General features: G+C 32.3%; 14 protein-coding genes. 2 read left to right on the top strand and 12 right to left on the bottom strand.

Annotated features, from left to right (window positions below):
- Positions 1–3 precede the first annotated feature (3 nt).
- Genes ftsA through mraZ form a run of 12 tightly spaced genes read right to left on the bottom strand, consistent with a single transcriptional unit; the run spans position 4 to position 13,427 of the window.
- Positions 4–1,380, bottom strand: a complete 1,377-nt coding sequence (ftsA, locus tag GFU93_RS06290; RefSeq protein ID WP_160542446.1) for a cell division protein FtsA — start codon at positions 1,378–1,380, stop codon at positions 4–6.
- Positions 1,381–1,382: 2 nt separating this feature from the next.
- On the bottom strand, positions 1,383–2,051 hold the full coding sequence (locus GFU93_RS06285) for a cell division protein FtsQ/DivIB (protein ID WP_160568106.1): 669 nt from the start codon (positions 2,049–2,051) through the stop codon (positions 1,383–1,385).
- Between the two features lie 43 nt (positions 2,052–2,094).
- Positions 2,095–3,456 carry a UDP-N-acetylmuramate--L-alanine ligase gene (gene murC / locus GFU93_RS06280; RefSeq protein WP_160568104.1) on the bottom strand — a complete coding sequence of 454 codons (1,362 nt, stop codon included), beginning with the start codon at positions 3,454–3,456 and terminating at the stop codon, positions 2,095–2,097.
- Positions 3,457–3,459: 3 nt separating this feature from the next.
- The gene (murG, locus tag GFU93_RS06275) at positions 3,460–4,560 is read right to left on the bottom strand and encodes an undecaprenyldiphospho-muramoylpentapeptide beta-N-acetylglucosaminyltransferase (RefSeq protein ID WP_160568102.1); all 1,101 of its coding nucleotides are present in this window, start codon (positions 4,558–4,560) and stop codon (positions 3,460–3,462) included.
- On the bottom strand, positions 4,547–5,737 hold the full coding sequence (locus GFU93_RS06270) for an FtsW/RodA/SpoVE family cell cycle protein (protein WP_160568100.1): 1,191 nt from the start codon (positions 5,735–5,737) through the stop codon (positions 4,547–4,549). Before GFU93_RS06270 ends, murG begins: the two co-directional genes overlap by 14 nt.
- A 3-nt stretch (positions 5,738–5,740) precedes the next feature.
- Entirely contained in the window at positions 5,741–7,075 is a 1,335-nt protein-coding gene (murD, locus tag GFU93_RS06265; RefSeq protein WP_160568098.1) for a UDP-N-acetylmuramoyl-L-alanine--D-glutamate ligase, read from the bottom strand.
- Positions 7,076–7,081: 6 nt separating this feature from the next.
- A complete protein-coding gene (gene mraY / locus GFU93_RS06260; RefSeq protein WP_160568095.1) occupies positions 7,082–8,305 on the bottom strand; it encodes a phospho-N-acetylmuramoyl-pentapeptide-transferase in 1,224 nt (407 codons plus the stop codon).
- Between the two features lie 5 nt (positions 8,306–8,310).
- Complete coding sequence (locus GFU93_RS06255; protein WP_160568093.1) at positions 8,311–9,768, bottom strand: UDP-N-acetylmuramoyl-L-alanyl-D-glutamate--2,6-diaminopimelate ligase; 1,458 nt, start codon at positions 9,766–9,768, stop codon at positions 8,311–8,313.
- Complete coding sequence (locus GFU93_RS06250) at positions 9,765–11,729, bottom strand: penicillin-binding protein (protein WP_160542439.1); 1,965 nt, start codon at positions 11,727–11,729, stop codon at positions 9,765–9,767. Before GFU93_RS06250 ends, GFU93_RS06255 begins: the two co-directional genes overlap by 4 nt.
- Positions 11,722–12,072: an FtsL-like putative cell division protein gene (locus tag GFU93_RS06245; protein WP_160557529.1), complete on the bottom strand. Its 351-nt coding sequence runs from the start codon at positions 12,070–12,072 to the stop codon at positions 11,722–11,724. Before GFU93_RS06245 ends, GFU93_RS06250 begins: the two co-directional genes overlap by 8 nt.
- Before the next feature lies 1 nt (position 12,073).
- Positions 12,074–12,973: a 16S rRNA (cytosine(1402)-N(4))-methyltransferase RsmH gene (gene rsmH / locus GFU93_RS06240; protein ID WP_160568091.1), complete on the bottom strand. Its 900-nt coding sequence runs from the start codon at positions 12,971–12,973 to the stop codon at positions 12,074–12,076.
- Positions 12,960–13,427 carry a division/cell wall cluster transcriptional repressor MraZ gene (mraZ, locus tag GFU93_RS06235; protein WP_105297105.1) on the bottom strand — a complete coding sequence of 156 codons (468 nt, stop codon included), beginning with the start codon at positions 13,425–13,427 and terminating at the stop codon, positions 12,960–12,962. The genes rsmH and mraZ overlap by 14 nt, the downstream gene beginning before the upstream one ends.
- Positions 13,428–13,623: 196 nt before the next feature.
- Here mraZ and GFU93_RS06230 point away from each other — a divergent pair, with 196 nt between their 5' ends.
- Positions 13,624–14,388: an alpha/beta fold hydrolase gene (locus tag GFU93_RS06230; protein ID WP_160568089.1), complete on the top strand. Its 765-nt coding sequence runs from the start codon at positions 13,624–13,626 to the stop codon at positions 14,386–14,388.
- Between the two features lie 11 nt (positions 14,389–14,399).
- On the top strand, positions 14,400–15,023 hold the full coding sequence (gene yihA, locus GFU93_RS06225) for a ribosome biogenesis GTP-binding protein YihA/YsxC (RefSeq protein ID WP_160568179.1): 624 nt from the start codon (positions 14,400–14,402) through the stop codon (positions 15,021–15,023).
- Positions 15,024–15,045 lie beyond the last annotated feature (22 nt).

Here is a 15,045-nt window from a genome sequence, read left to right as displayed (position 1 = left end):
TGTTTATTCTGTATCGTTAATATATTTAATAAATTTTTCTTGAAAAGAAGCGAATATAGATTTTTTCTTTTCTTTACTTTTCTTCTTTTCTTCTTTCAAAGTTTTTTGCTCAATATTTAGGGTAGTTGTACTAGAATTTTCAGTCGGAATATCTGAAGAAACTTCAGGTTTCTTTATATTTTTAGTTTCCTGTTGAATTTTATTTTTCTTTAGTTCAAGATTATTGAGCCCTGTCATTAATAATCCTATGGCAGTAGCATATTCAGGACTGGCTAATTCTTCAGGCTGTCCTCCGGCTAAATGTTCATTACAATAACCAATGCGAACATCCATACCTGTGGTATATTCTGTTAATTGCCTTAAATGTTTTAACTTAGAGCCTCCTCCCGTCATTACGATTCCTGCAATCAACTTTTTCTTTTGCTCCTCACATCCGTAATTTTTTAACTCTAAGTAAGCTAAGGAAATAATTTCTTCAACCCTTGCATGTATAATTTGAGATAATTTCTTAACGGTAATTTCTTTAGGTTCTCTTCCGTGCAATCCGGGTATACTGATGACTTCAATCTCCTTATTTTCAGATGGCCAGGCAGAACCATATTTAACTTTTAAAATTTCTGCTTGTCTTTCAATAATTGAACAACCTGATTTGATATCATCAGTAATCACATTTCCACCGAAAGGTATTACCGCTGTATGACGAATAATATTATCTTTAAAAACGGCAATATCGGTTGTACCTCCTCCTACATCGATCAAAGCAACTCCGGCTTCTTTTTCTTCCTGACTCAAAACCGCATCCGAAGAGGCAAGGGGTTCCAATGTTATACCTACTAAATTTAACCCTGCTTCTTTAACACATCTGGCAATATTTCTAATTAAAGAAATTTGACCAACTACAACATGAAAATTAGCTTCCAATCTGCTACCGTGGAAACCTCTCGGTTCAATAATTTCAGATTGAGAATCAACCTTGTATTCTTGAGGAAGAACATGTATAATTTCTTCTCCCGGAAGCATGACTAGTTTATGTACTTGTTCTTTTAACTTTTCAATATCCGTATCGTCAATAACATCTTCAAAGTTAGGTCTGGAAATATAATCGCTGTGTTGAAGACTTCTAATATGTTGTCCTGCAATTCCAACAGTAACATCGGTAATTTTGTAATTTGCTGCTTTTTCAGCCTCAGAAATTGCTTTTTTTATTGAATCAATAGTCTGAGTAATATTATTTACTACGCCCCGATGAACGCCTAAACTTTTAGCTCTTCCCATTCCCAGAATAACCAATTTTCCATGTTCATTCCTTTGCCCAACTATAGCAACAATCTTTGTTGTGCCTATATCCAAACCTACTGCAATATTGTTGTTGTTGTCCATATTTATCTCTTTGTTGCAACTATTTGATTGTCATATTTTAAACTTATTTTCTTATAAACGCCAAAACCTACATAATCTAGATATTGTTTGTAAAATTCTTTTAGATTTATAAGTTTCTGATGATTGTTTTTAAGATCACCATATTCTATATATACTCCGGCTACATTTAAAAGTAAATTATAACTATTTTTTTTGTCTTTATCAATGCTTATAATGTGATTTTTTAATATCTTATCTTCACTTATTAATTGAGATAATTTCACTAATTTTTTATATTCCTCTGCTTTAATATCACCACTTACAAGTAAACAAGGCAATGAAAAGTTTTGGGACAAAGGAAATTTCGTACCGTATTGATCCAAATAAAATTCATCATTAGGAGTCTTAATTCGAACAATTGGAATTTTTTGACTCACATGTATATTTAGGGAACCATTTAAGTCTATATAAACATTACTGTTTGAAATAAACGGTATGGTATCCAAATTTTCTTCGGTTTTTGAAATATCAATATCTTTTATTTTACTTGCTTTCTTTTCATTTTTTGATGATCGATTGACAATGTCATAAACCATGGCATTAGTAATAAAATGTATATAATCAGAATTATCAATTAGAATACTGACGTTATCTATACTTTTATCATTATGTCTTCGAACTGCAAAGTTCATCAAAAATCCTAGTACTATTAGTAATAAAAAAATTTTAATTAATCTATATTTTAATTTCATTAAGCCAATTTATAATGGGATCATTTAAGGTATCAATATTACCGGCTCCTATGGTTAAGAGCACATCAAAATCTTTTGTCTTAATACTTTTTAAAACATTATCAATCGAGCATACTTCCTTGTCATCAAGTTGTATTTTATCCGCCAACCATTCCGAAGTTATTCCTTCGATAGGAGTTTCTCTGGCCGGGTAGATGTCCAATAAAATAAGCGTATCTGTTTTGCTGAGACTTTTAGCAAAATCCTCTGCAAAGTCAGCGGTCCTTGAATATAAATGAGGCTGAAATACTGTCAGTAATTTTTTGGTAGGATACAAATTTCTAATTGTATCGATTACAGCATTGATTTCAGTTGGATGATGGGCATAATCATCGATGTAAATTTTATTATTTTCAAATATATGTTTATTAAATCTTCGTAAAACCCCTTTAAAATCAATTAATGCCTTACGTAGTATATCGGCTTCAATACCCAGTTGTAAGCTGATTGCTAAAGCGGCTATTGCATTTTCTACATTGTGTTTTCCGGGTATGGGTACAATAAAATCTTTTATAATTTGATGAGGCGTTACTAAATCAAAATGGAATTGCCCATTGATTATCTGTATATTTTCAGCATAATAATCTGCCTTTTCATAAGCTGAATAAGTAAGGTGTTTTGCATTGATGGGTAACCCTTTTTTAACTATTAAAAATCCGTTTTCGGGAATTAAGTCCGCAAATTGATTAAAAGATTCAATAATATTTTCATGATTTCCATAAATATCCAAGTGATCTGAATCTGTAGATGTTATAGCTGCCATGTTTGGAGAAAGAGACAAGAAGGACCGATCAAATTCATCAGCTTCAACAATGGAAATTTTAGACCCATTGTAAATGAAGTTAGAATTATAATTGGCAGAAATACCGCCTAAAAAAGCAGTAGCAGGTAAATTTGCATACTTACAAATATGTTCTAATAAGGTTGAAGTTGTCGTCTTTCCATGAGTTCCTGCAATAGCTAAACACAAAGTACTTTTAGTGATTTCACCTAAAACTTGGGATCGTTTGAAAAGTGTAAATCCTTTTTCAATAAAATAGTGTTTAATTTTTAAATTTTCAGGTATAGCAGGTGTATAAATCACTACCGTATCCTCTTTGGAAATATTTTTTGGAAGTAATGAAATCGTATCCTCATAAATAATAGATATATTTTCCTTTTCCAGGTTATGAGTCAGTTTAGTAGGAGTCTTATCATATCCATACACTGTTGCATTGGAAAATTTGAAATAACGAGCCAAAGCACTCATTCCTATTCCTCCAATTCCTATAAAGTAATAATTTTTATATGTATGAATATCTTTCATAGACTAGTAAATTTTCAATTCATTTAATATATGAGTTACAATTTCTTCCGTAGCATTTGGTTTAGCCAATTTAACAATATTTTCAGACAATAATTCTCTTTCTTTTTTATCGTTACAAAGATTTTGTATCTCGCTTAATAATTTTTGAGAAACCTCTGAATCCTTTACCATTTTTGCAGCGTTTGCGTTAACTAATTGCCGGGCATTTTTAGTTTGATGATCTTCTGCGGCAAAGGGGAAAGGTATAAGTATTGTTGGCTTTCCGGCTAAGGTTAATTCCGATATGGCTATTGCTCCGGCTCTAGATATAATGATATCAGCGGCAGCGTAAGCAACGGACATATCTTTTATAAACTCAAAAATAAATATATTGTTGTGTTTTAAGTTGTTATTGGCTTTAATGTCTGAATAATCCAGTTTTCCGGTTTGCCATATGATTTGAATATTGGTATCAGCAATTATCTTGGAATTTTCTTTCCAAAAATTATTGATAGTTCTCGAACCTAAAGACCCTCCTATAGATAAAATTGCCAATTTCGATGGATCGAGTCCTAGTTCTTTTTTGGCTTGTTCTTGAGTTATAGTTCCAAATAAAGATTTCCTAACAGGATTTCCCGTAACATATAAGTTATCTTTTGGGAAATAGTTTTCCATGCCTTCATAAGCAACAAAAATTCCTTTGGCTTTAGTTCCAAGTTTTCTATTGGTAATACCGGGAAACGAATTTTGTTCCTGTATAAAAGTGGGAATGTTTGCTTGAGCCGCAACATATAAAGCAGGCCCGGATGCATATCCGCCGGTACCTATTGCTGCATTTGGTTGGAAAGATTTAATAATTTTCCGTGATTTTACCAGGCTCGAAATAACCTTAAAAGGAAATTTAAAATTAGACAGCATGGACGATCGTGAAATTCCTGAGATCCATAATCCTTCAATAGCATAACCGGCTTGAGGTACTTTTTCCATTTCCATTTTATTTTCCGAACCAATAAACAGAAATTCTGCATTAGGAATACGATGTTTTATTTCATCTGCAATGGCAATTGCAGGAAATATATGTCCACCGGTTCCACCTCCGCTTATTATAAATCTAGGCGATCTCATAATTTATATCTCCTTTATTATTTTCTTTAACTGTGTTTTCATTTGAAACAATATCACGACTTACACTAATAATAATCCCTAAAGCCATATAAGTTACCCACATGGAAGTTCCTCCGTAACTTAATATGGGTAGAGGCTGTCCGGTAACCGGAATTAAATTAACGGCTACAGCCATATTGGAAAATGCCTGAAATATAACCGGTAAACCAATACCCACCACTAATAAAGTACCGAATATATTTTCCACCTTAGTGGCTATAACAATGATTCTCCAGAGTATAAGTAAATAAAGGAAAAAACATAAAAACACACCTGCATAACCGTATTCCTCTACTATAATAGCAAATATAAAATCCGAAGAAGATTGAGGTAAAGATTGCTTAAAAGCGCTTTTTCCCGGTCCTCTGGGTATAATACCGCCCTGAACTATAGCTGCTTTAGCTTGTTGTACCTGGTAACTTTCTTCTCCATCTTCTCCTGCAAAGTTTTCAATTCTGCTCTTCCACGTATGAACCCTGTGGCCGGGAAACATATCCGGATATTCCAACACGATTGTTATAAAAAGAATAGCCACAATTATACCAACCCCGATAATTGAAAGTAATATTTTGATAGGATATCCCCCGATAAACAATAAAGCTAAAACCATCAAAAATATTAAAATTCCCGTTGATCCGTTTGCAGGAAATATAAGTCCGACTACCATAAAAATAGGTAGTAAAATGGGTACAAAACTATTATTGAAAGTTATTTCTTTATCTTTATTTCTATCAAGATATCGGGCAACATATATATTTAATACTAATGCCGCAAAAACAGAGGTTTGAAAAGCAAACGGAACCCCCGGAAGTTTCAACCAACGAGAAGCATTCGCTCCATCAATACTTTTTCCTTGCATTAAAGTAAGTATCAATAAAAAAATAACTACCGGTAATAATAATTTGGAAAATCCGCCAAAATATTTATAATCAATTTTTTGAAAAATAAAAACAATACCTATTCCGACTATGATAAACCCGGCATGTTTGGCAAAATGTCCCAAAACGGATCCTTGTCCGACTACATATTGCAAATTCGAACTGGCAGAATATACGGGTAAGAAGGAAGCTAACGAAATCAGTAATATCGCTGCCCAAAGAGTTATATCTCCCTTAAAGTATTGTTTTAATTTTCTCATTTATTAAAGTTTTCTAACTTCCTCCTTAAACTGATTTCCTCGATCTTCATAATTTTTAAATAGATCGAAACTTGCACATGCAGGTGAAAGAAGTACAGAATCTCCTTTTGAGCCTAAACTATAGGCTGCATTTACGGCATCTTTCATACATTTAGTTTCAACAATGTTTGAAACTATATCCTGAAAAGTATCAATTATTTTTTTATTATCAACACCTAAACAAACTATGGCTTTGACTTTTCTTTGAACAAATGGAATCAGTTCACTGTAGTCATTTCCTTTGTCAGTTCCTCCCACAATCCATATCACCGGTGTTTTCATACTTTCTAAAGCATAATAAACAGAATTTACATTGGTCGCCTTACTGTCGTTGATAAAATTAATTCCATTAATTTTTAAAACAAATTCCAAACGGTGTTCTACCGCTTCAAAATCCATTAAACTTTGTTTTATGAAATCATTTTTAATTTTAGATAGTTTTCCGGCAATTCCTGCTGCCATGGAATTGGCAATATTGTGTTTTCCTGTAAGTGCTAATTCGTTGATTTTCATTTTAAAAGTATCTGAGTTAATGTGGAAGTTTATATTTTCATGATCGCAGAAAGCTCCGTTTTCAATTTTCATATGTAAAGAAAAAGGAAGCTTTTGCGCTTTGGTATTGTGATTTTGAAACCAATTAGTAGTCATTGGATCATCCTCATTATATATAAAATAATCCTTAGGATCTTGATTTTTAGTTATTGTAAATTTTGCATCGATATACTTTTGATAGGTGTATTCATATCGATCGAGATGGTCAGGACTTAAATTCAAGACCATAGCTATATGAGGTTTAAAGTTTTGAATGTCATCTAATTGAAAACTGCTAATTTCTAGTATATAATAATCAAAATTTTCTTCAGCTACCTGCCAAGCAAAACTTTTACCGATATTTCCTGCCAATCCAACCGAATAACCTGCTTTTTTAAACATATGGTAGGTTAATGAGGTAGTGGTTGTTTTACCATTTGAACCGGTAATTGCAATAAGTGTAGCATCGGTATGTTGTGAGGCAAATTCAATTTCTGATGAAATAAGAATTTGTCTTTCACTAATTTGTTGAATTATGGGTGATTTTTTAGGGATCCCCGGGCTTTTTATGATCCAATCAGCATTGAGTATTAATGCCTCTGTATGTTGTTTTTCTTCAAATGGAATTTCCTTTTCAGATAAAATCGCTTTATATTCATCCTTTATAGAACCCATATCGGAAAGAAAAACGTCAAATCCGACTTTTTTTCCTAATATGGCTGCACCTACGCCACTTTCTCCACCTCCTAATATAACTAGCCTTTTCATTTCTTTTTATCTTACTTTTAGGGTTATGATACAGAATATGGCCAGCATAATTCCAATAATCCAAAAACGGGTTACTATTTTACTTTCGTGATATCCTAATTTTTGAAAATGGTGATGAAGGGGAGACATTAAAAATATTCTTTTTCCTTCTCCGTATTTTTTCTTAGTATATTTAAAATAAATTACCTGGAGTATTACAGAAAGATTTTCAATTAAAAATATTCCACACAATACAGGGATTAGTAATTCTTTTCTTAAAACTATAGCTAAAACTGCGATAACGCCTCCGATCGTAAGACTTCCCGTATCTCCCATAAATATTTGAGCCGGATACGTGTTATACCATAAAAAGCCGATCAAAGCACCGGCAAAGGCTGCCGAAAATATTACTATTTCGCCCGAATTAGGGATATACATCAGATTTAAGTAATCTGCCATCATTATATTACCGGATACATAGGCAAATAAAGCTAGTGTGGTAACAATAATTGCTGAGCTTCCTGCTGCTAGTCCGTCAATCCCGTCGGTGAGGTTGGCTCCGTTAGAAACTGCAGTAACAATAGTTATAACCACAGGAATTAAAATGATCCATACTAAATCTTCTGATTCTTTTTCATCCATTCCTATCCATTTGAGAACTTTTCCGTAATCAAATTGATTGTTTTTAAAAAATGGAATGGTTGTTTTAAATGTTTTTTCTCTGGGATAGAAATCTTTTGCGAATTCTATATTATGTGAGCCTTCGATTTTTTCTTTGATTACTATATCTTTATTTGTATATAAAACTATTCCCACAAAAATACCGAGACTTATCTGACCTAAAACTTTGAATTTACCTTTTAATCCGACTTTATTTTTTTTATGAATTTTTAAAAAATCGTCTAAAAAACCAATAATTCCCATCCAAATGGTAGATATGACCAAAATAATAATATAGATGTTGTTTAATTTACAAAATAAAAGTACCGGAATCAACGTTGCCAAGATGATAATAATTCCTCCCATAGTAGGAGTACCTTCTTTTTCTTTTTGTCCGCTAAGTCCCAGCTCTCTTACTGTTTCACCTAATTGTTTTCTACGAAGGAAATTGATAATTTTTTTACCAATAATTAAAGAGATAAATAGAGATGTAAATACCGCTGCTAAGGCTCGGAATGTAATATATCTATATAAACCGCTTCCGGGTATATAATAATTTACATTTAAATAATCAAATAAGTGGTAAAGCATCCTTTTTATGTGTTTTTTAATAATTCTTTAGCTATTTTCATATCATCAAATGGAAAATGCTTTCCATTAATTTCTTGATAATTTTCATGTCCTTTTCCTGCAATCAGGATTATATCTTTAGGTGCTGCCATTTTAATGGCTGTTCGTATGGCTTGTTTTCTATCTGTTATGGATAAATATTTATTGGTATTTTGAGGTTCAATTCCTGTTTCAATTTCTTGTATTATTTCATCCGGATTTTCATCTCTGGGATTATCGGATGTTATAATTGCTAAATCGGATAATCGAGTGGCAATATTTCCCATTTTGGGTCTTTTCTCTTTATCTCTATGTCCTCCACAACCAAAAACAGTAATTAGTTTTTCATTTCTAGTACGGGATTGATTGATGGCCTCCAAAATGTTTTGTAACGCATCGGGAGTATGGGCATAATCCACAATAATGTATTTTTTGTCATCGCTCACATAGGTTTCAAATCGTCCTTTCACTCGTTGTAATTTACTTAATGCCGTTACAATATCTAAAGAATCAAAGCCTAATTCAGAAGCAATAGTATAAGCTAAAAGTTCATTGTATGCATTGAATTTTCCTGCTAAAACTGTCCAAAATTCTTGATTATTAAATTGTAACAACATTCCGTCTAATCTATTCTCAATAATTTTTCCCTTATATTCTGAATTTGATTTTAAGGAGTAGGTTACTTTTTTAGCGTTCGTATTTTGAAGCATTATAAGACCATTTTTATCATCCATATTAGTGATCGCAATGGCGGTCTTTGGTAATTCATCAAAAAATTTCTTTTTAGCAGCAATATAATTGGAAAACGTTTGGTGATAATCCAAATGGTCATGCGTGATATTTGTAAAAGCTCCAATTTTAAAAGTTAACCCTGCTAACCTATTTTGATGAATTCCGTGGGAACTGACTTCCATGAATGCATATTGACAACCTTCGTCTACTGCTTGAGCTAATAATTGGTTTATGGTAATAGGATCAGGAGTCGTATGATTTGAATTTAAAACTTTATCTGAAATTCTGTTTTCAATTGTTGAAAGTAAAGCACAACGAAAACCTAATTGTGTAAATAAATTATAGAGTAAAGTTGTTGTAGTGGTCTTACCATTAGTTCCTGTAATCCCTGCAAGTGTCAATTTTTCGGAAGGATTGTCATAAAAGTTTGAAGCGACTATACCTAAAGCTATGCTTGAATTTTTAACCTGAACATAAGTTACGTAATCTGATAACTCTTCAGGAAGTTCCTCGCATACGACAACAGACGCCCCTTGGGTTATTGCTTGGGGTATATATTTATGACCGTCTAAATCGTATCCTTTTATCGCAAAGAAAATATATCCCGATTCAATTTTTCTTGAATCAAAAGAAATATTTTTAATTGAAGAACCAACATTACCAATTAGTTTTTCAATGGATACTTTATATAATAGGTCTGAAAGCTTTTTCATGCGCTTAATTTTAAATATACAGTCATACCTTTTTTTATAGGATAGCCAATTATGGATTGTTCAATGACTTTTCCATTTCCTGAATAAACTACTTTTAATCCCAGGTTTTCCAAAGCGGGGATAGCATCTTTTCCATAATAGCCAATTACGTTTGGTACCAATGCAGTAGAAGGGCTAATAGTTAGCTTTTGGTTTTTAGTTAATAATACATTTATATTTTGTGACTCTTTAGATTTATCTTCTTTGGGAAGATTTAATGGTTTTTTAAGATATACTTTACCTGCTATTTCTTTAAATACAGGAGCGGCAACCTGAGATCCATAAAATCCTTTTTTTGGTTTGTTAATAACTACTATACACGAATATTCAGGATGATCTGCTGGAAAAAATCCGCAGAAAGAGGCTTGATATAATCTGCCTTTTCCTTTATTCCAGTATTCCACCTGAGCAGTTCCTGTTTTACCGGCCATTGATAAATTCGGTGTATAAATACTTTTTGACGTTCCTGTTTCCACAGCATAGGTTAACATTTTCTTTAAATCGTTAATTGCTTTTTGGGAAGCCATTTTTTGATTTATTACTATAGGCGTAAATTTTTCAGTAACGATACCTTTTGATTCAATTTTATACAGAAGTTGAGGTTTCATTAATTTGCCGTTGTTAGCTACTCCATTGTAAAAAGTAAGAATTTGCAGCGGAGTAAGTTTTACGCCATAACCGAATGACATCCAAGCAAGGGTAACCGGACTCCATTTTTTACCGTATTTAGGTATGTAAGGAGCGCTTTCTCCGGGTATATCAATGTCTGTTTTTTTATTAATGCCCCATGAATTTATTTTATTTAAAAAATCTTGCGGATTTTTAGAAAAATATTTATCTACCGTTTTAGAAATTCCCACATTGCTCGATTGAGAAAGAACCTGTGATAGAGTGATAATACCGCTTCCGTGATCATCTCGAATGGTATGTTTATAGTATTTCCAATATCCGGGACCAATATCAACCGTGGTATTTGGTTCTACATATCCATCATCCAGAAGAGCCAACATAGATATTGATTTAAATGTTGATCCAGGTTCTGCTGCCTCCCACACTGCAAAATTCCGTAAATCGTCATATCCGCCGTCTTTAGTTCGTTGAAGATTTGTAAGGGCAACAATTTTACCGGTGGCAACTTCCATAACTATAGCACAACCATGATCCGCTTCAGATTTTTCAAGTTGTTCTTGCAAAGCAGAATAAGCAATGTCTTGAATCCTCATGTCTATAGTTGTATACACATCATTTCCATCTTGAGGTTCTAACTCTATATTAATGGGTTTCCACTGTTTTTGATTAATTCTTTGTTGGATTTCTCTACCGTTTTTACCTTTTAAATAACAAGAAAATGCACCTTCTAACCCTGATTTTCCTCTTTCATCATCAAATCCTAAGGTTCTGATTCCAAACCCTGAAATGGTTTTTATTCTCTCGGTTCTTCTTTCAACTATAAAGCCTCCTTTGTTTTTTCCTTTGTTTAAGATTGGGAAATTTTTAAGTCTGGCAAATTGTTCGTAATCAAGGCCTTTGGCTAATTTTAAGTATTGATTTTCTTTTTTTCTTGCTTCGTTTAATTTTGAATAAAAATAAAAGCTTGGCTTTTTAAACATTTTTTGCAAAGAATCGCATAATGCTCCAATATTATTTTGATACAATTCATTACGGATAGTTTTCATATCCATATATATATCATATTTAGTAATCGTGGTGGCAAGTAAGATACCGTCCGAAGCATATAAATTACCTCTTGCGGCTACAACCTCTACATTTCGGAAATTGGTGGTTTGAGCAAGATTTTTATATTTTTCGGTATCATGAGTTTGAATATAAATAAGGCGAGCAAACACGGATACCGCAAATAATAAAATAAGTGCGGCAACCAAGTAGGTACGTGCTAATATTTTTTTTCGCTCATTATTCATCTTTAACTTTAGGTACCAAAATTTTATAAGGTTGTTTATCTAATGCATGAAGTGAATCAGAGATGACCATGTCTTCTAATTCCGATTCTACTTTCAATTTCATTAGTTTATTATGTATTAAAGCATATCGGGCTTTATATTCTTCTGATTTTTCTTTTAATTCTGAAATTTCAACCACTTTTTCGTCAACTATATGAGAAGAAGAAATTGAAATTAGAGACAAAATCATCATAAATAAAATAAACTTCCAAACGGAAAAAGCATCGCCCTCTACTAAAAATTTTCCTTTTAGTATATCTAAAATAGTTCTACCTTTTTTATTTTTAGCTCTTCTTTTAGCCATTTTACCGTTTTGTTGCTATTCGCATTTTTGCACTACGTGCTCTTGTGTTATCTAAAATTTCTTCCTGATTCGGGATTATAGCTTTTGAATAAGGAATATCAAAAGGTTTGTCCCAATTCCCGTAAATATCTCTTTCCGGCTCTCCTTTAAATAATCCTGTTTTTAAAAATTTTTTAACCAATCGATCTTCAAGAGAATGGTAGGAGATAAACACCAATGTTCCCCCCGGTTTAAGCATTTCATAGCTTTGAGTTAATAGTTCTTTCAAAGCATTTAATTCGTCATTTACTTCAATTCTAAGTGCTTGAAATAATTGAGCGAAAAATTTATTTTGTTTAAAAGAGGGAATACTCTTTTCAAATATTACTTTAAGATCTGAGGTTGTTTCTATATGTTTTTCTTTTCTTGCTTCTATAATTTCTCTTGAAATTTTTCTGGATTGTTTTAATTCTCCGTATAAATAAAAAATTTCAGCTAATTGATCTTCTGTATAGTTGTTAATAATATCTTTTGCACTAAGGGATTGTTTATTATTCATCCTCATGTCTAGTGGGCCGTCAAATCGGGTAGAAAAACCTCTTAACGGCATATCAAATTGATGGGATGAAACCCCTAAATCGGCAAGTATACCATCAACAGCGTCTACTTTATAAAATCGCAACGAATTTTTCAAATAACGAAAATTCTGTTGAATGAAGGTAAAGCGACTATCTAGAATAAGGTTAGCAATTGCATCATAATCTTGATCAAAAGCAAACAGCTTTCCTTCAGGAGATAATTTTTCCAAAATTAAACGAGAGTGCCCTCCGCCGCCAAAAGTGCAGTCTACGTAAATACCTTTGGGGTTAGTAATTAAAGCATCTACGCTTGGATGTAATAATACAGGCTTATGATAATTCATCTTCAGATATATTACCCATTACTTCCTCTGCTAAATTGGCAAAGTCTAAATCATTTACATTAACAGAATCTTCATAAAGGTTCTTATCCCATATTTCTATAACATTAATAGCTGCTGCTACTACAATATTTTTTTCAAGCTTAGCAAATTGTATCAAATCTTTACTTATCTGTAAACGTCCGCTGGTATCTATTTCCACATTTTTTAAACCGGCTGTAAATTGGCGAATAAAATCATTATTTTTTTTCACAAAACGGTTTAATTTATTTATTTTGCCCATTACCTGATTCCATTCAGACATGGGGTGAAGCTCTAAACAGGGTTGAAATACGGATCTTTTTAGGACAAAACCTTCTTGCAAAAGGGTATCCATTTGCTTCTTCAAACCTGAAGGGAGCAACATTCTTCCTTTTGAATCAAGGGTACATTCATATGTTCCAATAAGATTTACCATATTAGTCTTCAAAATTAGAAATTATTTTCCACTTTGTTCCACTTTTACCCACTTTTGTTGATAACTTTTGTGGGCTAAATAATTCGGTAAAAAAAGGATATTTAAATACATAAAGAAGGAAAGTTATTAGTAAATAATGTTTTTATTTAGTAATAAATGATGTATTTTTGCATCTGCACAGCAATAAGATTGACTAATGATTTTTAATCTTCGTAAAGAAAAAAAATTTGCATATACGGTAGAGGGAGAAGGCAAACCAATAGTATTATTGCATGGTTTAATGGGTAGTTTAAGCAATTTTTCGGATCAGGTTAATTTTTTTTCCAAAAATGGCTACAAGGTGTATTCTATTGAACTTCCTTTGTATTCTCTTCCTACTTTGAGGACTAACGTAATGGGATTAACTAATTATGTGATTAGCTTTCTACAAAAGGTTGTTGATGAGCCATCCATTATTTTGGGGAATTCTTTAGGCGGACATTTAGGATTAATGATTTCTTTGAAAAAACCTCAATATGTTAATTCTTTGGTTTTAACCGGTAGTTCAGGATTGTATGAGAGAAGTTTTGGAGAGTCCTATCCTAAAAGAGGCAGCTATGATTATATAAAAAAGAAATCGGAAGAGGTTTTTTATGATCCTAAAATAGCCACTAAAGAATTAGTTGAAGAAGTATACGAAACACTGTCTGACAGGAGCAAAGTTTTAAAAACAATTCACATTGCAAGAAGTGCCATCAAGCATAATTTATCTAAAGAGTTAAAAAATATTCATCAACCGACTTGTCTGATTTGGGGAAAACAAGACAATGTAACTCCACCGGAAGTAGCAGAGGAATTTCATGAAGGAATTCCTAATTCTCAATTATTTTGGGTAGATCAATGTGGCCACTCGCCGATGATGGAAAAACCGATTGAGTTTAATGAAATTCTTTTTAATTGGCTGAAAGAGATGAAATTGTAGAAAATCAAACCATGAATATATATTCAGCAGAATTTATAAAAAGCAGTAAATTAATTGAAGATTGTCCGGAAGGCAATAAGCCTGAATATGCTTTTATAGGCAGATCTAACGTAGGTAAATCATCTTTAATTAATATGCTTACCAATAAAAAAGGGTTAGCCAAAACTTCATCCACTCCAGGAAAGACTCAATTGATTAATCATTTTTTAATTAATGACAACTGGTATTTAACAGATTTGCCGGGATATGGTTACGCGAAAGCTTCTAAAACGAATAGGGCTGCATTTTCTAAGATGATTGAAAAATATGTGTTGTCTAGAAAAAATTTAGTAAACCTTTTTGTATTAATAGACGCCCGTCATTTACCTCTTAAAATTGATATAGATTTTATCAACTGGCTGGGAGAATCAGGTATCCCTTTTTCATTAATTTTTACCAAGTTGGATAAAGTCACTCAAAAAGAGTTTTCTTTTAATTTTAAAAAGTATTCTCAAGAATTACGTAAAACTTGGGATGATCTTCCTGAAATATTTAAATCTTCATCAGAAAAGAAGATTGGAAAAGAAGAAATACTTTCTTTTATTGAAGATACCAATAAATATTTGGCAAGAAATAAAATTTATTTTGGAGATTAATAATCTACCAAATAATTAGTAG

Origin of the sequence: Apibacter sp. B3546 (assembly GCF_009827885.1) — a bacterium.
In the GTDB taxonomy this organism is placed as follows: domain Bacteria; phylum Bacteroidota; class Bacteroidia; order Flavobacteriales; family Weeksellaceae; genus Apibacter.
This window is presented reverse-complemented; position numbering and strand designations above follow the sequence as displayed.